Here is a 22,310-nt window from a genome sequence, read left to right on the forward strand (position 1 = left end):
AAGGATCATCGATCAACAATTCCCGGCTTGATGATAACGGAAGCTTTGCTGGGATGTTGGCAGCAGGATGCTGCCGTCAAGCCCCTATCGATGGGTTTACGACGTTCCTGGCAAGGCTTAAGCCACCTCTTAAAACCACATTAAAAGTTCAAACTGGAAATTGCTGATCATTCATGGATTACAGGGTCATGGCTGATTAATTGTTCAGGCAGACAGTAACGCACTTCAAACCCTTGAAATTTGACCTAGTATTAACAGGCCATTTGACGAAAGCACGGCAAGCTCTTTATAAAAAAAGCTTTACGCCTCCTCGGCGTAGATACCCATTCCCTTGAACGAGAATAGACATATGACTTTACGAGCAGGCATTATCGGACTTGGCAGGATTGGCCGTGGCGTGTTGAGAGCCAACTACGCTCAATTTTCGGAGGGCCGGTTTGATATCAAAGTGATCTGTGATGTGATGACCGTCGAACAGGTTGCCTACCTGCTGGCTCACGACAGCACCTATGGCGCCCCGCCATTCTCTGTAGAATGCGATGAAACTCATCTGATTGTGGGCGGCAGATCAATCGCCTACCGACAGGTAGACAGGCGCCGCTCGCTGCCTGCAGAGGACAGCTTTGGACATTTGCGGAAATTTGAGCTGGATGTACTGCTCGATGCAACCGGTACAGCATCAATTGATAATTTACGCTCACTGGTCACCCACAAAACAGCCAAAAAGGTGGTTTGCACCATCAATCTGCCGGGCTGTGATTTAAGCATGGTCTATGGCGTGAACCACAAAACGTATAACCCGGATAGCCATCATGTTGTCTCCGCAAGCACATGCACAGGCAATGCGGTAACACCGGTATTAGCTATTCTTGAAAAACACATCGGAATTGAGAGTGCACGCCTGATTACTATCCATCCTCTGTTATCCGATCAACGCGTCCTGGACGGTTATCATTCCACTTCACAATTAGGCCGGGCATGCGCAACATCCATACTGCCTACCCGCACGCAAGTGGCCAATTCCGCAGAACTAGTGCTGCCGTCACTGGCCGGCAAGCTCGATTCCATTTCGTATCGCATTCCCACCGCCATCGTGTCAGCATTAGATGTGACCGCCTATTTATCCCGAACAACGACACGAGAGGAATGCATTGAATTGTTTAATCAGTATGCTCAATCTGAGGAAATGCAAGGCATTATCAACTGCGATTCAGGCGCGTGGGGCCACGAAAAAGCAAGTATTGATTTCCTGGGCACTCCCTATTCCGTCATCATATTAATGAATCACCTGACCTTGACTCACGGCCGGCAACTGGGGCTGGCACTCATGCATGACAACGAATTCGCTTACTCTATGCGGGTACTGGATGTTTTCGGTGTATTGGCTAAAACCTGAACCATTCTCCTGAAAAACACTGTGCGTTAGCAAGTCGCCTGGCACACTTTATTTGATGATCTGCATTCTGCGGGTATCACGTGAATATTTTCGTGCTTTAAGTGTTTTACGTGCCGCAAATGAATATTCGACCATAAATTAGGCTATGTTCGAGTTAGTAATTGAAAGGACATCCACGCCGCCATTACGGCATGGATTGCCGGAGTCGTTAGACCGCGTAAGCGAATCCAGGTCACAAGGATGTAAAAGCCCAACGTCATCCTTAGCTTCTAAAGCCCTGCAATACGTGCCGGGGCAACATCAACTTTTAACATAAACATTGCCATTAACAAAAAGAAAGAGGATCAGGCACTGGAATCCGTGGCATCGACGGAATCTTTGAGACTCCAGGCGACTTTGAAGCTGTAACGTTCCAGTTGAGAGAAGGTTAGTTTTTTTCACTCATTAAAGAGGGATGGATTGGGTTAGCCGGGAGAGCGTCATCCAATAAGTGAAGTATTGACCGGCCAAAAGCCAACCATACCCAACACGGTGCATCACCTTCGTTTTATTGTCCCGCTATAAACTACCCAAAACCTAAATCAGCTGGCTCAGGTTTTTAAAGCGGCTCTGCAAACCCAAGTCATTGGCTACTTGTTCGCTGGTCAGATGTCCTTGATAAACCAATATGGCTTTTGAAAAGCCTGCGTCATTCCGGATTAAATTTTGCAGTCCGGTTTCTGCCAGATTGTAGATATAAGGCAAACTCGCATCAACTAAAGCCAGTGTCGACGTGACGGGGTAAGCGCCGGGCATATTCGTTACGCAATAATGTATGACGCCATGTTTGACAAACACCGGCTCAGAATGAGTTGTAGGCTGGGATGTTTCCATACAACCGCCTTGATCTATGCTCACATCAACAATCACGGAACCCTTAGACATATTTTTTACCATGGCTTCGGTAATAATTTTTGGCGCTTTTGCACCGCGGCAGAGTACGGCGCCCACTACCAGATCGGATTGAGCCGCTTGTTTTTCTAGGTTTTCATGAGTAGAAACCATAAAGTCTACTTCCGGCAACATAGAAACTTTTAGCCATTGCATCCAGGCCGTATCGATGCCCGCTATGGTTACTTTAGCACCGAGACGGCAAGCTGCCTGCGCGGCATGCTGTCCGACTATACCGTCACCTACGACCAGGACAGAACCGTGTTGTTTACCAAGTACCGTTCCAAGCTGAACCCCTTTACCCAGATTAGGCTTGGCCAGATAATAAGCCCCCATCAAAGTAGCCATATTGCCGGCTATTGCACTCATAGGCGCGAGTATGGGTAGCCTTCCCTCCTCGTTTTCCAGCGTTTCATAAGCTATCGCCGTTACTTTAGAATTTAATAAAGCTTCGGTTAGTGCCAGATCGACTCCGGACAAATGAAAAAAGGTAAACAACATTTGCTTATCAAAGTACTGATATTCCGATTGCATCGGTTCTTTAACCTTGACAACCAGATCAACGTTCCATGCATCTTGAACAGCAACTAATTTAACGCCGTTAGATTGGTAATCTTCATTACTGAAGCCGGAATCCACGCCGGCATCAAGCTCAACGAAAACCTCATGACCTTTATCAATCAACTGCTTTGCAGCTTCAGGTGTCATTGCGACACGGCCTTCTTGAACTTTGATTTCTTTTGGCACACCGATTTTCATTTCATTACCCTCAGTTGCTGATCATTCAACTCAAATTTTGGATCTTTACATTTCGACTTAAAAAAGGTTGGAATTCATGATACAGGAATTGTGAAAATCGACCGGGACAGAATCGCCGAATGCCTTTACTGAACCTTATTTTCTCTATCATCACCTTCTTTTAAAACCGGAAGGCTTATTCATTTTCATAACTGTTATAGATTTGCTGATTATTGTCTTTGTCAAAAGAAATGACCTGATAGGGATCTTTCCGCCCGCCCATTTCCATACCCGGGGTGCCCATAGGCATACCCGGCACACTGATACCGGCTATTTTCGGCTTATCCTTCAACATTTTTTCGATATCAGCGGCAGGCACATGCCCTTCAACCACATAGCCGTCGATTACTGCCGTGTGACACGATGCCAGCTGCTTTGGCACGCCCAATTTTGCTTTCACCTCATCCATATCTTCAGTGACAATATCTTTGACGTCGAAGTTATTCTGTTTTAAATGCTCCAGCCATTTGCCGCAACAACTGCAAGTTGGGCTACGATAAACCAAAATTTCTTTAGTCGTTTCTGCGATGGCGGATTGAAAAATAATGCTAAGCGGCATTACCAACGCTAAGAGTTTTTTATTCATTTTCATGATTAACCTTGTGCGGTAGAGATTGTTGATGACTTTCGGTAGGATTCTTTTAAATATCCAAGGTTCACTGGTAGAGGTATAAAAATCTCCCCGCTCTCATTAAAGCGAATTCATCCCAAACGCTGAATAACCCGATTTACGCTTGTCCATGCAAAGTGATAATAACTGTTCTGGCGCCGCCATGGTCTCTATGCTCGTTGAGATAAACCCCTTGCCAAGTACCCAATTGAAGCCTGCCGCTGCCGATAGGGAGTGTCAATTGGCAACCGATAAGAACCGTTTTAAGATGAGCCGGCATATCGTCCGACCCTTCAAGCGTATGCAGAAAATAAGGTTCGTCCTCCGGCGCAAGCTTGGAAAAATAAGCTTCCATGTCCCGCCGGACATCAGCATCGGCATTTTCATTAATGGCCAATGAAGCGGACGTATGCTGAATAAACACATGCAACAAACCGATGCTGATATTGCCAATTTCCGGAACAGCCGAAACAATATCCGAAGTGATCAGATGAAATCCTCGTTTTTTAGGCGGAAGTCTCAGCGTTTTTTGTAACCACATCAGTCAATCATTTCCTTGCACGTTAAGTGTCTAAACGACTGGCACATGAAAAGCAGGGCTGAATTCATGCACCGCATCAACCATGGCTTTTACATGGTCCGGTGGAACATCGGGCAAAATGCCGTGCCCCAGATTAAACACATGACCGGAACCGGTTCCATAACCCGCCAGGATGGCTTTCACTTTTTCTCGTATCACTTCGGGAGAAGCATACAAAGAGATGGGGTCCATATTTCCTTGCAGTGCAACCTGATTTCCGACGCGGGCACGGGCCGCATGAATATCGGTTTGCCAATCCAAACCCAACGCGTCGTAACCGGTTTCTGCCATCTCTTCAAGCCATAAGCCGCCACCTTTGGTAAACAAAATAGTAGGGATTTTTTGACCCGCCACATCCGTATTTAAATGGGCTAAAACCTGTTTTGCGTAGTACAGCGAAAATTCTAAGTAATCTTCGGTGGTCAGCATGCCGCCCCAGGTATCGAACAGCATGACGGCTTGAGCACCGGCAGCGATTTGGGCATTGAGGTACAGCGCCACCGACTTCGCCAGCTTATCCAGCAATTTATGAACAGTTGCCGGCTGTTCATACATAAACGTCTTAATTTTTTGAAAGCTCTTGCTGCTTCTGCCTTCGACCATGTAGGTTGCCAAAGTCCAAGGACTGCCTGAAAAACCGATCAGCGGCACACGGCCTTGCAGCGTCGTTCTGATCAAGCGCACCGCATCAATTACATAGCGCAGTTCCTGCTCAGGATCGGGTATCGGCAACTGGTCAACGTCGGCAGCCGTCTTGATAGGACGTTCAAAAATGGGCCCCTCGCCTTCACTAAAATACAATCCCAAACCCATGGCATCCGGGACCGTCAATATATCGGAGAAAAGTATGGCTGCATCGAATTTGAAACGATCCAGAGGCTGAAGCGTCACTTCACAAGCCAACTCGGGATTGGTACACAATCCCATGAAGCTGCCTGCGCGGTCTCTGACTTGCCGGTATTCAGGCAAGTAACGCCCGGCTTGACGCATCATCCATACCGGCGTTCTGTCAACAGGTTGTCTTAATAAGGCGCGTATAAATATATCGTTTTGTAATAAAGTCATTTAAGTAGCTATTGGCATAATAAAATCTTTATAACCTTTCAGATCAGGAGCAAGGTCTTTTGCGCTCCAGGCTGACTCGTTACAGCTTTTTGATCAGGGCTCTTTTCGGGTTTCCGATTGCAAGCCGTTAAAACTGCGTACCCAGGATTGCTGAAGTTCTTTAGGTAACGTTTGAATAGCCTTTTGCGCGGCAGCGGCGTTAGAAAATGCTCCGTAAACCACAATGAACTTTTCCTTACCGCCTATCGTTGTCCGGATATAACGTAAAGGCTGAGGTAATTGGTTATATTTCTTTACCAAGTCTTGAGCCGCCTGAAGGCTGGACAACACCATCACTTGCACGGTATGGCCGCTGGCTTGTTGTGCTTGCAACCAAGACTTGTGATCATTGACGGGTCCGCTTTTTTGATCTGCAGGAGCCACCAGTTTATAAGGCAAAGGTTCTTTTTTCTGTTCTGCTTGGGTTTCTTTTAACACAATAGGTTTGGGCTGTTCTGCCTGGACCCCTTCTTTATTTTCTGGCTTAAGTTCGGTTGTTTTATCCTGAAGGAAAGCCGGCTCCTCCTCAATGACAGCCCGGTCTTGCTCTAAGTACCTGCGGGAGATATCCGCCTCTGCAAATTCCTGCTCATCCTGGCTATACAACGGCTCGGGCGTGGCTGTTGTTTCGCTGGGGACTGCGGCTTGATCAAGCTTTAAGGTATCCTCCGCTTGCTCCGTAAAAGGTAGCGAGATTGTGCTTTGGTCTTCTAATTCTGTCTCTTGCCAGACAAAATAGATCACAGCGGCAGCGATTAACAAAGCAGCAAAAAGAAAGCTGGATCGTCTGGATTTTACCCTTCTTTTTTTGTAATTTGACACATGAGGCCATTCAGCGACAATCAAGCCGGGAATGCCGTGTGTTTCCCGATAAAGATCCGCCACCATCGTTTCGGTAATCGCCTGAAAAGGTAGAGCCGCACCGGGCTTTCCTGATAAATTCTGCAAAAACTCCATGCACTGTTTTTCAGAAAGTGGCGGTAATTCAATAAAATGACAATCCTCTACCGCATTATCCGTAGTATTTTTGACATAGAGCTCATCTTGGGTCAACGCAAAAACGATTCTTAACGCCGGATTGTCTTCAGCATAATGCGCTAAGCGGTTGATCAAACCCGGCTCTAAGCCACCTGCTTCGTCTAATATCAAAACCAGCTTTTGATGTTGTTTTTCCAAGCGATGAAGTAAAGCAGGCAAACTGAGTGATTCAGTTTTAACCGCGTTCTGACTAAGAAACTGACTTACTTGATTCTGTATAAATTCAAAAGTGAGGTGGTTGGCGCTTTTGACATAACAGCATAAACAATCGGCTGTTATTTTTTCTACCAGGCGATTCAGCAACGTTGTTTTACCGATGCCATGTGGTCCACAGACAATGATAGGCTGCACCAGATTACTGATCAGATGGATCAGTAAATCCAGTTTTTGTGAACGCTCAGTCGTTATCAGTGATTGGGTCGCTTGTTTCGATGACGCAGTCACTGATTGACCCGCTTTCGCAGTCAATACCTCATTCTCTTCCATAGGATTTAAGTGTCATTTCTAATAATTCTTTTTCAACACTAACGGGCAATGTCGCCTCGCCGATTTTTTTCAGCAAAATTAATCGCACCTTACCATCCAGATTTTTTTTATCTACGGCCATCAGTTCGATAAACCGGTCTGAATCCATAGACTCTGGAGGAAGTACCGGAAGATTCGCCTTTTTAAACAACGCGATAATGCGGGCAAATTCGCTTTCTGTTAACCAGCCTAGTCTTTTTGATAAATCAGCAGCTTGACAGGTACCGATAGCAACGGCTTCTCCATGTAAATAATGACCGTAACCTGACCCTGTTTCTATCGCGTGGCCAAATGTGTGACCCAAATTTAATGTTGCTCTTACATCCGCTTCAAGTTCATCGGCAACAACCACTTCCGCCTTGTTCCGGCAGGAACGCTCAATGGCAAAGGACAATGCCGGCTTATCCCTGGCCAGCAGCTTGTCAATGTTGTCTTCCAGCCACTCAAAAAAATCGGGATCTCTAATCAGCCCGTATTTAATAACTTCGGCCAACCCGGCAGAAAGCTCTCTGTCCGGCAAGGTATCCAGTACATCGGTATCGATAATGACAGACTGCGGCTGATAAAAAGCCCCAATCATGTTTTTGCCCAAAGGATGATTGACTCCGGTTTTCCCCCCCACGGAAGAATCGACCTGCGCCAATAACGTGGTCGGAATCTGAATAAAAACGATGCCCCGTTGATAACACGCGGCGGCAAAACCGCCCATGTCACCGATTACTCCGCCACCCAGCGCGATCAACGTAGCATTACGGCTGAATTTTTTAGTCAGCAGCTGATCAAAAATCCGGTTGAGATAGTCCAGCGTTTTATATTGCTCGCCATCAGGAAGAACTACCGTCTCGACCGAGTAGCCCCCCAGATGATTTATTAGTGTCGCAAGATAAAGCGGCGCCACGGTTTCATTGGTAAGAACCAGCACTTGTTGAGCCCGGATATGTTTGCGAACCAAATCAGCTTGATTTAACAAACCTGCTTCGATATAAATGGGGTAGCTCCGGTCACCCAAGTCAACCTGTAATGTATTCATTTCAATGATTCGTATTTATCGAGGATATGCTTGACTACGGTTTTACTGGACATTATACCGGTATTCACCTGAGTGTCAGCACAGCTGAGATACAACGGCTCTCGCAGTTCATATAATTTTTCCAAACGTTCTCTGGGATTTTCGGTTTGCAAAAGCGGGCGGTGATTATCGCGACGGGTTCGCTCCAGGATTCTTTCTATCGAGCACTGTAAATAAACAACAAAGCCGTTCGACTGCAGACGTTTACGATTTTCCTCACGTAAAATAGCGCCCCCTCCCGTCGCCAGAACAATTCCCTTAAGATCGGTTAACTGATGGATCATCTTTTCTTCACGATCCCGGAAACCTTCCTCGCCCTCAAATTCAAATATTGTCGGAATATCAACACCTGTCGCCTCTTCAATCGCTTTGTCGCTATCGTAGAAAGGAAACTTTAACGCTCTGGCTAACTGCCTGCCAATTGTCGTTTTACCCGCTCCCATTAGGCCGATTAAATATATATTTTCTGATTTCGCCATGAAGTGAGTCGATTTTTTCGGCATTAAAAAAGGGGGCATTATGCCCCCTTTTGGCTATTAGTAGAAGCAATCAGTTATTAGCGGTATTGGTCTGTACAATTTTAGGCGTTACAAATATCAACAACTCGGATTTGTCATCCTGTGTGACTGTTTTCTTGAACAAAAAACCGATGCCGGGCAAATCTGCGAAGAAAGGTATTTTATTGACATTATTTCTTTGCGTACCTTCAAAAACACCCCCTAATACGACTGTTTCGCCATCCATCACATTAACATTGGTTTCAATTCCACGTTTAATGATGGGCGGTTGACCTTCTGTGCCGATTGCTCTGGCAAAATTGGGTTCGTCTTTGGTAATGGTCAACGCCATCAGAATGCTTCCATTTGGCGTAATTTGCGGCATCACAGCCAATTCCAACAGGGCTTCTTTAAAGCTGATGTTTGCCCCCTGGTTCGCACTGGACGCCTGGAAAGGTACTTCTTGGCCTAAACTGATCTTAGCTTCGCAGCGATCCGATGTCATGACTCTGGGGTTGGATAGAATCTCACCACGCCCCTCATCCTGCAAAGCGGACAATTCCAGATTGAGCACATAATCAGCCCCTCTCGCCAACGTCATGCCCAAAGCCCCGTAAGGATTGGTCGCACTCAAATCTACCAGCATTTCACTGATTTGTTGGGCGCCACTGATATCTGACTGGGTATTCCTACCACCAACACCATAGTCCGAACCACCTATTGAACCTTGCTTAGCCACGCCAAACCTAACACCCAGATCACGCGCAAAGGTATTATCGGCAATCACAATACGTGATTCGATCATGACTTGTTTGACCGGCACGTCCAGTTCGCGAATGAGTTTTTTAATTTCAATTATCCGGGCCGCCGTCTCCCGGACAATCAACGTATTCGTTCTGCCATCAACGACGACTGTACCTCTAGGCGACATCAAGGAAAATTTATCATCCTGAGCACCGGCTCGCCCCTGATTGCCTTGTCCTCCTTGCCCACCTTGAGCAGATAGTCCACCCTGCATTTGATTTCCTGCTTGCCCTTGCCCGCCACCTTGCTGACCCATCGTCGTGGAAGCACTGGTCACTCCGCAAACACCCAATGAACCGGCATTGCGTCCATAGAGTAAGTTGCTCAGATTTTCAGCTCGCGCATAGTTGATTTTAATGTACTCCGTTTGCAAGGGCTCCAGTTGCTCAACCACTCGCTCGGTTTCGCGTTGTTTTTCCTTGTAATCCTTGATTTTACCCACTGGCGCGATCAGCGTTACATTGCCGGATTGGTATTTTTCCAGGCCCTTGGTCATCATGATAAAGGCCAAGGCTTCATCCCAGGGCACATCATCCAGTTTTAACGTTACCATACCGACCACATCATCACCCGCCACCACATTCTGACCGGTAAATTCGGCCAGCAAGGTAATCACACTGCGAATATCGATATCCTGAAAGTTCAATGACAAACGATCGCCGACAAAGCGGTCTTTTTGACTGTCCTTGACATCTTTTTCGGCCTGAGTCAACGGTCTGAATTCGACCGTCAGCAAACCCTCGGATTGAAATAATGAGTACTCGTAAAGTGGATTTTGTAATTCCACCGTCATGGTGGTTTCCTGAGGCGAGTAAACCGTGTCTATGTATTTGACCGGCGTAGCAAACTCGGATACATCCAAACGCCTGGACAAATTAGACGGCAACGTGGTATTGACAAAACTTAACACGACCTTACCCCCTATTTCCTTGGTGTTCACCATCGTATTGGGCTTGTTTAAAGACACGAGTATCCGGCCCTCGCCTCTGTCCCCGCGCCTGAAATCAACGCCTTTGATATCCTGTTCCGGCATTAACTCGGCCACAATTGATTTACGATCTGTGCCCGTCACTGCTGGAAGAAATGAAGTCTGCGGCATGACAGGAGCTGATACTTCTGCAGCCTGATTTAACGTGAGAAAAAAAAGATTTCCTTCGACCCTTGTTTCATAAGGGACTGAAGACAACAGGTTGACAATAACGCGAACTCTACCCCCCGATTCGGCGACATAGACACTGTCCGCTGCGCCCTGATTGATGGGAAATTTCTTTTGTGTCAGCGCACTTTTTACACCGCTAAAGTCGAGGGCAATACGCGCAGGGTTTTCGGTATGAAAAACACGAGGCTCAATGACCGGACCATCCATTTCAAGCTGCAACTGCAAGGCGCCCCCCGCACTTTTGGTAAAGTCCAGCGATTTGATTTGACGCGGTTCGGCCAAACTGCCGGCAGAATACCCAAGTATCAATAGTGTACTTAATAAAAGTGTGCTCCATGAGAGCTGAGAAAATATTTTCACTGTAATACCGTTATTCATAGTAGTCATTGTGTTATTCCCCAACATCATTCCGCTAAAGCCAGTGAAGTTTGCTGCTCTCGCCATGTGCCGGGCTTGTCAGCCACTATCTCCATCAATTCGATTTTATCTTCGACGATTCGGATAATTTTCCCGTGATTTTTTCCCAAGTAATTACCTACCTGCACTCTATGGACTGTCTTATCCACAGCCTTGATCAGCGCCCAAATACCGTCCTTTTTGACGGTACCCACCATACGCAAGGAGTCCAGCGGGTAAGCTTCCAGCTCTTCTTTACGCCTTGTATTATCAGGCTTTACGCCTAATCCCACAGAGGCTCCGGCAGCTTCGGCCAGATCAATTTTTTCATTGGGTTTAAAAGGATCCCTTAGACCATTGGGTTTAAACAAAAAAGGCTCAACCAATTTTATTTCGGGCAAGGGCTCAATTTGTGTTTTGGGACGCGCCTTAATCTCGGCCACAAAACCTCTAAGGTCGGATGGATCTTTATCCGCACACCCAATTAATCCGCTTGATCCTAGCATGATCAACACGATGGACAGATAATTTGGTTTTTTTCTCGGCAACGGCTTCATTTTTTGATCCTTTTAGCAGCTGCCTTCTGTCCGGTACCAGGAGCACCAGAATCATTTTCGCTACCCTCATTATAGGTTTTAACCGTTGTGTTCATGACCATATTATCGCTCTTGGCCATAGGCGAAATCTTGACGTTGTGGACAGTAACGATACGAGGTAATGAAGATAAGCCGCTCACGAACAAACCCAGTTCTTCATATTTCCCGACAACCTGAATATCTATGGGCAATTCATAATAAAAATCCCTTTTAATAGGCTGACTTGGCTTGAACAAGCGGAATTCCAAGCCACTGGCCAATCCGGTTTGCGAAATATCGACTAACAAACTGGCCACCTCAGCCTTGGTGGGCATTTGTCTGATCATTTCTTCGAGTAGGGACTCAATCTGTTGAAGCTGGTCTTTATAATCCTGCAAGTTAACCGCTTTTTTTTGCTTTATTTCAAAGTTACTTTTCAACTCAATTTCACTTTTTTCCAAAGCCGCCAATTGATCCATTTGATCTACCGTATCGTAGTAGTAGCCAGCTGCTGCTGCCGATATACACACGATCAGGATGGCGATAACTTTAACAGGTAAAGGCCAAACTCCGGCCTCGTTGATATCCCAATTAACTTCCGATAAATTCATCATTTATTACCATTGGGTTGGACGGGCTTAGCGCCTAGCTTGGCAACCAAAACAAAATCACTCAGTTGTTCAACTTTGGTTTTATCTTTAGCCTGGATAATTTGTAGATTGGGACTATGCATCCAGCTTGACGCATCAATTGAACGCATAAATGCGGAGACCCTGGCATTTGATTCCGCTTTGCCGTTAAAAGTAAGCCTGTCATCGGTCTGGGTAAAACTGGTCAGATACACGCCGTCTGGTGCTGTTTTAGCCAGTTCATCAAATAGCCTGACAATTAATGGGCGGCTGCCCTGTAATTTTTGTATGACATCAATCTTGGTCAACAACTGCTTCTTTTTCTCTTCGATAACCTTGATCTCTTGAATCTTCTTTTCAACAATCGCTATTTCGCTTTTTAAATATTGGTTCCTGCTTTCCTGGTAGGCTTTGGCGTCTTCATAGTACATATGAATCGCGAGCTGGATCAGGACCGTTATAAATAGCGCAATCAATCCTGCGATAAAAAAATCTTTCTGCTTTTGTTTTTTCTGCTCTGCGCGCCAAGGTAGTAAATTAATACGAGCCATCAGTCAAAACTCCTCATTGCCAGACCGCAGGCTATCATCATGGCCGGAGCATCATTACTCAAACTTTGCGGCCTTACCTTATTGGATAGCGCCATGTTGATAAAAGGATTTGCCACATGGGTCGGAGCACCTAAACTTTGCTCGACCAGTTTTGCGATACCGGGAATAGATCCGCAACCACCCGCCAGTACGATGTTATCAATGGTGCGATTTGCACTTGAAGACACGAAGAACTGCAGTGACCGTGCAATTTGTTGAACCATGGCTTTTTTGAAGGGATCCAGAACATCCATTGCGTAATTGTCCGGCAATCCGCCATGCCGTTTAGCTAAACCCGCCTCTTCGTAAGACAAACCGTAGCGGCGCTGAATTTCGTCGGTCAATTGTCTGCCGCCGAACGCCTGTTCCCGTGTGTAGATGGTTTTTCCTTGATGAATTACGTTTAACGTAGCCATCGTCGCTCCAATGTCGGCTATGGCAACCGTGGTAGCTCCGCCTTTATCGTTGAACTGTCCGGAAAGTAGCGTAAATGCATTTTCCATAGCAAAGGCTTCCACATCGACAATCTTGGCTTTTATCCCTGCTTTGCTTAAAGCCTCCACCCGGTCTTCAACATTATCTCTTCGGGAAGCAGCGAGCAAAACATCGACCATGTCCGGATTTTTCGCATTCTTGCCTTGAACTTCGAAATCGATATTCACCTCATCCAGCGCATAAGGCACATACTGATCCGCCTCGACCATGATTTGTTCAATCATGTCATCTTCGGTTAAACCGGCAGACATGCTAATGGTTTTAGTCATTACAGCAGAGCCCGCAACGGCTACACAGGCATGCTTCAATTTTGTTCCTGATATTTTAACCGCCTGGCGAATGGCGTCAGATATGACGTCGACATTGGCAATATTTTTATCAACCACGGCATCCTGAGGTAAAGGCGCAACCGCATAACTCTCTACCTTGTAACGCACACCCGTCAGACTCAATTCCAGTAATTTGACTGCTGCCGTGCTGATATCCAAACCTAAAACAGGCACTTGTTTTCTGCTAAACCAGCGCATAACTGAACCCGTGCAAACCTAAATTGTTAGAAAGATTGTTAAAAGACACCGCATTGCCTTCTTGGTTAAGTAGATCGCAGAAATAAATAATGCCCAAAGTATAGTAGCCTTTTAAAATTCATCATAAAAAAACTAATAAATTTCAGTAAAATGTTGCTCTTAAGTAGAATCAAGTTTATTTTGAGCAACATGTTTTTGTTCCGGTTAGTTTTTTAGGAATAAAAATCCAAACCGCGAGCAACCTGGACTTTTTGTGGCAAAAAAATTGCTATTTAAACTATTGAAATGGCTGGCTTTTTCCTTAGCACTGCTTGCCGTAACCGGCATGATTGGCAGCTATTTGGTTTATAACAAAATTCTGGAAGAGCTTCCTGATGTCAATCAGCTAAAGGAAGTTCATTATCAGATACCCTTACAGATATTCAGCAAGGACGGCGCCCTGATTGCAGAATTCGGGGAAAAGAAACGGACGCCCATTACTATCGACAAGGTTCCCAAAAACCTCATTCATGCTTTTATCTCGGCTGAAGACGACAGCTTCGAAACACACCCGGGCGTCGATTATAAAGGTATTATCCGCGCAGCCATACAACTTGCTCTTACCGGCAAGAAATCTCAAGGTGGAAGCACCATTACAATGCAGGTTACCCGCAATTTCCTGCTTACCAGCGAAAAAACCTTTACCCGCAAAATCAAGGAAATCATCCTGGCATTACAAATTGAGCAAACGTTCAGCAAAGATAAAATTCTTGAACTTTACCTCAACAAAATATATCTCGGCCACCGTTCTTATGGCGTAGTTGCTGCTGCTCAGACTTACTTTGGAAAGTCACTGGATGATTTAACCATAGCCGAGAGTGCGATTATTGCTGGTCTTCCTAAAGCGCCTTCTTTATTTAATCCATTCACTAACGAGGCCAGAGCGCTTGAACGACGAAACTATGTCTTACGTCGCATGCATGAATTAAAGCACATTAATGCAGATGAATTTGAAACCGCATTAAAACAACCGAACACGGCTAAACCTCAAGCAAGCAACGTTACACTATCAGCCCCTTTTGTCGCTGAAATGGTACGTAAGAAAATCGTCGAACAATACGGGGAGGAAGCCTACAACTCGGGCATGCGGGTTTACACCACGATAACCCAACCGCTTCAAACAACAGCCAATCGCGCATTGAGAAATACCCTGCACGCTTATGATGAAAGGCACGGCTACAGATACACATCACACACTGCGCTCAATAAAAAGAAAAACCTCTTTCCTGAACTGCCAACTGTGGGGGACTGTTTACCCGCGATAGTTACTCAACTAAGCCCCGATGCGGCTATCGCCCAATTACAAAACGGCACAGCGATCGTCATTTCCTGGGAAAACATGAAATGGGCCAAAAGATATATTTCCCGAGACGCACGAGGTGCGGCGCCTGAATACGTCAGTCAAATCTTGAAAAATGGTGACCTTATTTATGTCCGCCAAGTTGAAAACCAATCCTGGCGTCTTGCGCAGATCCCTGAGGCCGAAGGCGCTTTTGTTGCGATTAATCCCTATAACGGCGCTGTACTCGCACTGGCTGGCGGTTATGACTTTTATAACAACAAATTTAACCGCGCCGTGCAATCTATTCGCCAACCAGGTTCCGGATTCAAACCGGTTATTTATACCGCAGCACTTGAAAATGGTTATACCGCTGCCACTCTGGTCAATGATGCGCCTATCGTCATCGCCGACCCCAGCCAGACCAATGGTTGGCGGCCTGAAAACTATAATAGAAAATTTCGTGGCCCTACACCATTAAGAACCGCTCTAAAAAAATCCATCAACCTGATTTCAGTGCGCATTCTTCAGCAGATCGGCGTCAACAAGGCCTTAGAAACGGCATTAAGATTCGGATTTACTGAAGACCAACTACCAAAAACAATGAGCCTGGCTTTGGGAGCCGGCAAAGCAACGCCGATGCAGATGGCCAGACTTTATGCTGTTTTCGCTAATGGCGGATTTTTGATTGAGCCCTTTTTTATTGAGCGCATCGAATCAAGTGAAGGCCAACTTTTATTCCAGACCAGACCCGTTCACTCCTGTAGCACTTGCGCTGCAGATGACCCGTTTCCGCAACCCGGCACCGCACCCAGATCGATTTCACCACAAATTAATTTTATTATGAATTCAATGTTACGAGATGTGATTCAAAGCGGGACCGCGACGCGCGCGAAAGTTTTGGGACGCCAGGATCTGGCTGGAAAAACCGGTACAACAAACGATCAAAGAGATGCCTGGTTTAATGGATATAGCAATAACGTATCGGCTACCGCATGGATAGGCTTTGATAATACAAGCCCATTGGGCTCAAAGGAAACGGGCGGCGCAGCAGCACTACCTATGTGGATTGATTTTATGCGTTACGCGCTGGAAGGAATTCCAGAAACACCATTGACACCGCCCGATGGAATTATCAAACGGTTTATCGGTTCAACTAATGCGTCATTAACGACAGAGACCTCACCATCAGGAACATGGGAGTATTTTGATGCCACCCGCCCAGAGATCATCCCAAGCGAGGGTTCTCCTAAAACATCAAAGCCAACTTCTAACTCAAATGAGGATAAAAGCTCGGTCGAGGCATTATTTTAATCTTTTAATTTTTTATAATTACCGGTTTCGGGCTATTTGATCTGATGATAACAACGAAGCTTGATGCTCCTTTAAGATTATTATCACCAACGACCCGAAACCAGTTAATTCCATACACGGCCCTTTCCTTAGGCTTTGAACGCACCTCATCCCTGCAGCAAAGAAATACTTATTTGCCGTATTTTTTGCGGAATTTATCGACACGGCCAGCGGTATCTAAAACTCTTTGCTTGCCGGTATAAAAGGGATGACAGGCGGAACATACTTCTATATGAAGATCGCGACCGATAACTGAAGCGGTTTCAAATGTATTACCGCAACCACATGTTACAGTGATTTGTTTGTATTCTGGATGAATGTCTGGTTTCATTGTTTTGCTTCCACAGGACCTTAAACGGGTTACATACTTATTTGAGAACTGCGTATAATACTGATTCACTTGTTAAATCGCAACCAGCAATATTTAATGACAGCAATTCTCAATTTGAAGAGAAAAAAGGGCTGGGGGAAGCTTTTTGAGGATGTCGGCAGCAGGGATGCAGCTGTCAAGCCCCCATGGAAGGGTTTACGACGTTCCTCAAAAGGCTTTCCCCAGCCCAAAATGAAGCCGAAAAGATCAAACTGAGAATTGCTGGGGTTTTGGCCATAGCTGGCGATTTAAAAAGCTGCGTCAGCGCGTTCAAACCAGATTACTTCTGTCCAGCAACAGCCTTCGGATTTGATAAAACACCCGTTCCAGTAGCCGCATATCTTCCGTCACAATCTCGGCTCTGCCCTGCATTTCCTGTTCGAACGGCAACGTTTTATTGGCACTGGTTTTAAGCGGATAAGCCAGCTTTGCCTGAACGCTGTAATGATCTTTATCGGGCAGCAATGAAATCATATCAACCTGACTTTCTATCAAACCGAATTCTTGAAACGGATAACCGGCCAGTTTAATCAGAATTTTCTGGCCTTGTTTGACTTTGCCTGAGTTGGCCAACGGCATGTTAATTTTTGCAATAATACCCTGCTCTTGTTCAGGAACCACAGTCACAACCTCTTCCCCGGCTTTTACAAATTGCTTGTCACTCCAGAATTTGAACTTGACCAGACGCCCCGTAATGGGCGCGGTGAGCAGATAGTTTTTTTCCCAGCTGTCGACCGAGGAAAGTAACTTTTGATAATTTTCCTCAAGACGTAACCTATAGTCTTTTTGCTGCTGCTGGTTTGCCAGATCAAGGCTGATCAACTCACCTGCCAAACGCGTGATTTCCAATTGTGTTCGGGCCTGCTCAATTGATAATTGCTCTTGTTGATGGGCATTACGCAATACATCCAGGCGTTTATCATCGACGGCCTGCTCTGCAACAAAATGTTTTTCTATCAACTTTTGATACCGCGTCACATGGCCTTCCAATAATTTTTTTTGCTCCTTTAATACGGCTTGTTCAGATTCATGCTGTTTCAACATCTGTTGCAATTGCCCTTGTTTGACTCTGGCATTTTCCCGCTTCTGCACAAAGGGCTGTTGTTGCAGAAAAAACCTGAACTCATCCAGGCTCTTGTAAAAAGCTGCATAGGCCTCATTCAGCTCGCCCAAGGCCAAATTTTCGGGCGGCATGTCCAGCGCTGAGATATTTCCGTTGAACAGCTCTTTGCGGTTGTTAGTAAACCACTGCCTCAAGGCACCGACCGCGTCGATATCAGCCGGATTATCGATCCAGGCCAGCGTTTCGCCTTGACCGACCCGGTCACGCTCGCCTTTTCTCAGCCAGCGTATTTGCCCGTCACGCTGACTGACAATGCGTATCGGCGGCTGAGGCGTGGTGATTGTAACGGAAGCGGAAATGACATCAGGATATTTAACTTGCCACGATGCTGCGAGTAGCGCAGCCAGACAACCCAAAACCACGAATCCACCCCAGCGGAGCAGCCAACCCGGCGGTTTGCCCAATAGCTCCTGGGTATAGAGACTGTAATCCTGAACGACTGTTATGGGGGTAGCCGTGCTGAAGGAATTAGGTAAAATATTAGTCTCGCTCATAGCATTTCTCGTTGATTAATTACCCAGCTCAAGCTGATTTTTGACCAGATTGAAATAAACCCCACGCGCTGCAGTCAGTTGCTGATGATTGCCGCTCTCAACCACACACCCTTTATCGAGCACCAGAATTTGATCCGCGTTTTTCACAGTGCTTAAGCGGTGAGCAATGACAATGACGGTTCGGCCCTGGTAAAACTGCTCCATTTTTTCGAGGATAATGCGTTCATTTTTAGCATCCAAGGCACTGGTGGCCTCATCGAAAAATAAAAAGGCTGGATCTTTATAAACCGCTCTGGCAATCAATATCCGCTGATTTTGACCACCGCTCAGACTCAAGCCATCGGGACCGATTTTAGTATTCAAGCCATTCGGTAATCCGCTGATCAATTCATCCAGATTTGCAATATCGATCGCACGTTGCAGCCGGTTTTGGTCGATCAATCCGTCTGATTCGGATTCGGTAATGTTGCGCAACACCGTGTCATTAAAAATAAAGCCGTTTTGCATCACCACGCCGCAGCTTTGCCGCCATGCCGTTGTCGATAAAGACTGAAGATCAATTCCGCCAACTCTTACGGCACCTTGATTCGGCTCGTAGAATTTCAGTAAGATTTTTAATAATGTCGTTTTACCGCTGCCGCTGGCCCCAACAATTGCGGTGACTTTGCCTTTGGGAAACACCGCATTGATATTGTTAAGCACTAACGGCGAAGCTTCTCTTCCATAACGAAAACACAGGTTATCCTGCAACATAATGGTATTGTCCGCACCGGATAGCTGAATAAAATGCTGTGACTTGTTTTCATCGGCTTTATCGTGGACTTCGGCGAGACGGTTAAGGCTGATTTTTGCATCCTGAAACGACTGAACAAAACTGACGAAATTTGAAATCGGAACATTTAACTGACCAATGATGTATTGAGTTGACAGCATCATCCCCACGGTCATATGCCCTTCTATGACCGCTTTGGCACATAAGAAAGTGATCAGAATATTTTTCAGCTCATTGATAAAATTCGCGCCGGTCATTTGGTACTGATAAAGCGCCAGACTGTCCACTGACACTTTAAACAAACGCACCTGAATTTTTTCCCACTCCCAGCGACGGCGTCTTTCCGAATTATTGAGCTTGATTTCCTGCATGCCGCTAATAATCTGAACCATACTGCTCTGGGTTTGTGCGGCTTGTTCAAAGCGCTTGTAATCGAGCACCGCGCGCCGGCTCATGAACATCAGCACCCACCCGGCATAAAGTGCAGTGCCGATAGCAAACACGGCCAGAATCTGCAGGCTGTACCAGGCTAAAACACAGCTGAATAACACTAGGTTCAATGCCGAAAACAAGGTCGTCAGCGTGGCCGAAGATAAAAATTCCTCAACCCGATGATGATCCTGCACCCGCTGCAGAAAATCGCCGATCATCTTGCTGTCGAAGAAAGCCACGGGCAGTTTCATCAGCTTCAACAAAAAATCGGAAATGATCGCAATGTTGATGCGTGAACCGATATGCAACAATATCCAGCTACGGATCAATTCCACCGAAGTCTGCGACAAAAACAGCATCAGCTGGGCGGCCAGCAACACATAAACAAAATTCAGATTATTGTGGTTGACGCCGTAATCGACCAGCGCTTGAGTCATGAACGGAAAGGCCAGCAGAATCAAACTACCCGCGAATAAACCAATAAATAACTGACCTATTAACCGGTAATACGGCCGGAAATATGGCCATAAAAATCCGATACCGCACCCGCGTGCGTCAGGACATTCGTCGTCCCTATAAAATTCCGGTGTCGTATCCAGCAACAATAAAATGCCTTCTTCATCGGAATCGGCATTGACAACATCGAGCCAGCCCGACAGAAACTCCTGAACACTGTATTTCATAAGACCAAACGCAGGGTCAGCGACATAGACATGACCTCCTTTAATGGCATAAACAACAATAAAATGCTGCTGACGCCAATGCGCGATACAGGGCAAGATGACATCGTCCTGCAAGGTCCTTAAATTTGCCTTAATCGCAACCGTCTTGAACGCATAAAGCTCGGCCGCCTCGGCAATACCGCCCAGCGTGACGCCTCCGCGGGTGATGGCGCATTTTTCGCGCACGTCATCCAAAGGCAAAATACGACCATAAAATCGCGCAATCATGTGCAGACAGGTCGGCCCGCAATCCATGGCATCCATTTGTCTTTGAAAAGGAAATTTTTGCATAGTCAGATCCTTGTTATTCGAAACAGGAATTGCTGCCAAGAGCCGGTTGATTCATCTGGAAAAAAAAATCAGCGCTGACGTGATCTCATATTGAATAATTGAGTGATCCAGAGCTTTGTTGAGGCCGCAGCGTATTCCAATTCCTTTTTAACGGTTGATGCGAAGCCGCCGTGATCATTTCATTCCAATTAAATACAAAGGGCTGAGATTTATCGGTAACAGTTTTATGAAGCTCATGACACAATCCATAAAATGGGACCATATGGTTTTTACGCCAGTCATCGGCCAGTTGTCTGAAACTATTTTGATGAAGATTACCAATTGCATAATCCCTGGAAAAGCCGTATTGGACCGGCACGATCATGCCATCCGGTTCTATCGCTAACGAAGCAATACAATCGGCAAGCGAGGTATCAAATTCAGGGAGCTCACCGGCGGCATAAACTGACTCGGGATGCTGGAGAACAGCGACCCGTGTGGCAAAATCCATCTGAACTCTTAACTTGCCTTCCAAATTCTGCTGCAGCGTTTCCGATAATAAATAGGCATAGGCCGATTCTGTGCGATCCGGCGAATCCCCCATCAAATGAGCCGAAGCAAATCCGGCATTTTCCAGAGGATGGATTTGCAGCAATTGAGCGCCCTCCTGCAAAGCAAAATTGACTACCCAGTCCAATTCATTCAGGTTGTATTGCGTCAGCGTAAAAATAAAACCGAAAGGAATTTCAGCGGCTTGCACTATTTTTAAATTGGCGGCCATTTTTTTAAATGCCTGCGTCGAATTGCGCATGCGATTATGAGATTCGGGCACACCGTCCAGACTGACGGCGACCAGATCGGTGACATTCTTGAGTTGAGCCACACGTTTTTTATCCAAAAACATGCCGTTGGTAGCAATAGCTGTGGCAAAACCTTTGAACTTGGCTTGTTCCAGCAATAACTCCAGAGAGGGATAAAGCAAGGGTTCTCCACCGGAAATACTGACATAGTTGTAGCCTTCCTCGGCGGCATCCGCCAAGGCCCGGATAAGCAGCGCGACATCAATTGCGCCGCGCTGCTTTGGCGATGAAGAAGAATAGCAATGCAGGCAACTCAGGTTACACAACCGGGTTGGATGTATTTGTATAGCTCGCGTTGTTCCGTTGGAACCTACTTTGTATTCTTTCTTCATAAACTTCTCCTACCTTCTTAGCTGAGTAGAACTCAATTGGCTTTGATTTAACTGAGGATTGACCAGGTTTTGATTGATGGTTTTAAAAAAGGCCGGCTGCCCATAAATCCACCAACCGCTCACAGAAATTCCGCCCCTGGCTTCTAACGCTTCTTCTACGTTGGTGAATTCTGCCAGACTCCGTTTGCCGTTTTTTGTGCAGGTGAAATCTAATTTTTCAGAGCCTCTGATTTTATTGCTCATGACTGTTCTCCTAATTGCTATTGAATGAAGACCTTACAAGGTCTCAAGAATGAATAAGAAGAGCTTAACAACCCGTTTTTCCATTAGCAGCATCTGTGCTGCAACTCTTCTCACTCGGCAATCAGTCTACAAATCTGTAACGGAAGTATCTGTGAAGAATTATCTGGACAGGGTGTGAAAAATTACCCTGCATAAACCTCGGAAAAGCATTTGTTCTACGAAAAAGACGATCATATTCAACAATAAATCAAATTTTGAACCGTCATCTTGGGTGAATGACAGAGCACTGCAACAGGCTG

The 22,310-nt window shown here is 46.0% G+C and carries 19 protein-coding genes; 2 read left to right on the plus strand and 17 right to left on the minus strand.

The features are described 5' to 3' along the window. Window positions 1-349: 349 nt before the first annotated feature. A complete protein-coding gene (locus Q7V32_RS05505; protein WP_304895975.1) occupies window positions 350-1,396 on the plus strand; it encodes a glyceraldehyde 3-phosphate dehydrogenase NAD-binding domain-containing protein in 1,047 nt (348 codons plus the stop codon). Between the two features lie 576 nt (window positions 1,397-1,972). Here Q7V32_RS05505 and ald read toward each other — a convergent pair. The 12 genes from ald to Q7V32_RS05565 all read right to left on the minus strand — a co-directional run bounded on the left by ald (window position 1,973) and on the right by Q7V32_RS05565 (window position 13,722). Then, on the minus strand, window positions 1,973-3,085 hold the full coding sequence (ald, locus tag Q7V32_RS05510) for an alanine dehydrogenase (protein ID WP_304895976.1): 1,113 nt from the start codon (window positions 3,083-3,085) through the stop codon (window positions 1,973-1,975). 175 nt (window positions 3,086-3,260) lie between these two features. Continuing rightward, window positions 3,261-3,710: a DUF411 domain-containing protein gene (locus Q7V32_RS05515; RefSeq protein ID WP_370690804.1), complete on the minus strand. Its 450-nt coding sequence runs from the start codon at window positions 3,708-3,710 to the stop codon at window positions 3,261-3,263. Window positions 3,711-3,852: 142 nt separating this feature from the next. Continuing rightward, window positions 3,853-4,275, minus strand: coding sequence for a secondary thiamine-phosphate synthase enzyme YjbQ (locus Q7V32_RS05520; RefSeq protein ID WP_304895978.1), 423 nt, complete (start codon window positions 4,273-4,275; stop codon window positions 3,853-3,855). Window positions 4,276-4,305: 30 nt separating this feature from the next. Continuing rightward, window positions 4,306-5,379, minus strand: a complete 1,074-nt coding sequence (hemE, locus tag Q7V32_RS05525) for a uroporphyrinogen decarboxylase (RefSeq protein WP_304895979.1) — start codon at window positions 5,377-5,379, stop codon at window positions 4,306-4,308. A 93-nt stretch (window positions 5,380-5,472) separates the two neighbouring features. Further along, window positions 5,473-6,942, minus strand: coding sequence for an AAA family ATPase (locus Q7V32_RS05530; protein WP_304895980.1), 1,470 nt, complete (start codon window positions 6,940-6,942; stop codon window positions 5,473-5,475). Then, window positions 6,929-8,011, minus strand: a complete 1,083-nt coding sequence (gene aroB / locus Q7V32_RS05535; protein ID WP_304895981.1) for a 3-dehydroquinate synthase — start codon at window positions 8,009-8,011, stop codon at window positions 6,929-6,931. The genes Q7V32_RS05530 and aroB overlap by 14 nt, the downstream gene beginning before the upstream one ends. Further along, a complete protein-coding gene (gene aroK, locus Q7V32_RS05540) occupies window positions 8,008-8,529 on the minus strand; it encodes a shikimate kinase AroK (protein ID WP_304896038.1) in 522 nt (173 codons plus the stop codon). The genes aroB and aroK overlap by 4 nt, the downstream gene beginning before the upstream one ends. A 70-nt stretch (window positions 8,530-8,599) precedes the next feature. After that, window positions 8,600-10,888 carry a type IV pilus secretin PilQ gene (pilQ, locus tag Q7V32_RS05545; protein ID WP_304895982.1) on the minus strand — a complete coding sequence of 763 codons (2,289 nt, stop codon included), beginning with the start codon at window positions 10,886-10,888 and terminating at the stop codon, window positions 8,600-8,602. Window positions 10,889-10,914: 26 nt separating this feature from the next. Beyond that, complete coding sequence (locus Q7V32_RS05550; protein ID WP_370691423.1) at window positions 10,915-11,463, minus strand: pilus assembly protein PilP; 549 nt, start codon at window positions 11,461-11,463, stop codon at window positions 10,915-10,917. Continuing rightward, a complete protein-coding gene (locus Q7V32_RS05555) occupies window positions 11,460-12,092 on the minus strand; it encodes a type 4a pilus biogenesis protein PilO (protein ID WP_304895983.1) in 633 nt (210 codons plus the stop codon). Before Q7V32_RS05555 ends, Q7V32_RS05550 begins: the two co-directional genes overlap by 4 nt. Further along, on the minus strand, window positions 12,092-12,661 hold the full coding sequence (locus Q7V32_RS05560) for a PilN domain-containing protein (protein WP_304895984.1): 570 nt from the start codon (window positions 12,659-12,661) through the stop codon (window positions 12,092-12,094). Before Q7V32_RS05560 ends, Q7V32_RS05555 begins: the two co-directional genes overlap by 1 nt. After that, window positions 12,661-13,722 (minus strand): pilus assembly protein PilM, encoded by a 1,062-nt coding sequence (locus Q7V32_RS05565; RefSeq protein ID WP_304895985.1) that lies wholly within the window; start codon window positions 13,720-13,722, stop codon window positions 12,661-12,663. The genes Q7V32_RS05560 and Q7V32_RS05565 overlap by 1 nt, the downstream gene beginning before the upstream one ends. 253 nt (window positions 13,723-13,975) lie before the next feature. On the opposite strand from Q7V32_RS05565, the gene Q7V32_RS05570 reads away from it, so the two are divergent. Next, on the plus strand, window positions 13,976-16,354 hold the full coding sequence (locus Q7V32_RS05570; protein WP_304895986.1) for a penicillin-binding protein 1A: 2,379 nt from the start codon (window positions 13,976-13,978) through the stop codon (window positions 16,352-16,354). 169 nt (window positions 16,355-16,523) lie between these two features. Here Q7V32_RS05570 and rpmE read toward each other — a convergent pair whose 3' ends face one another. The 5 genes from rpmE to Q7V32_RS05595 form a co-directional block, all read right to left on the minus strand. Next, window positions 16,524-16,724 carry a 50S ribosomal protein L31 gene (gene rpmE / locus Q7V32_RS05575; protein ID WP_159652287.1) on the minus strand — a complete coding sequence of 67 codons (201 nt, stop codon included), beginning with the start codon at window positions 16,722-16,724 and terminating at the stop codon, window positions 16,524-16,526. 309 nt (window positions 16,725-17,033) lie between these two features. Then, the gene (locus Q7V32_RS05580) at window positions 17,034-18,380 is read right to left on the minus strand and encodes an HlyD family efflux transporter periplasmic adaptor subunit (protein WP_304895987.1); all 1,347 of its coding nucleotides are present in this window, start codon (window positions 18,378-18,380) and stop codon (window positions 17,034-17,036) included. Between the two features lie 15 nt (window positions 18,381-18,395). Continuing rightward, window positions 18,396-20,597 (minus strand): peptidase domain-containing ABC transporter, encoded by a 2,202-nt coding sequence (locus Q7V32_RS05585; RefSeq protein WP_304895988.1) that lies wholly within the window; start codon window positions 20,595-20,597, stop codon window positions 18,396-18,398. A gap of 85 nt (window positions 20,598-20,682) precedes the next feature. Further along, the gene (locus Q7V32_RS05590; RefSeq protein WP_304895989.1) at window positions 20,683-21,768 is read right to left on the minus strand and encodes a radical SAM protein; all 1,086 of its coding nucleotides are present in this window, start codon (window positions 21,766-21,768) and stop codon (window positions 20,683-20,685) included. Window positions 21,769-21,777: 9 nt separating this feature from the next. Next, on the minus strand, window positions 21,778-22,011 hold the full coding sequence (locus Q7V32_RS05595; protein ID WP_304895990.1) for a hypothetical protein: 234 nt from the start codon (window positions 22,009-22,011) through the stop codon (window positions 21,778-21,780). Window positions 22,012-22,310: the final 299 nt, after the last annotated feature.

It is taken from the genome of Methylicorpusculum sp., from assembly GCF_030651835.1.
Lineage (GTDB): Bacteria > Pseudomonadota > Gammaproteobacteria > Methylococcales > Methylomonadaceae > Methylicorpusculum.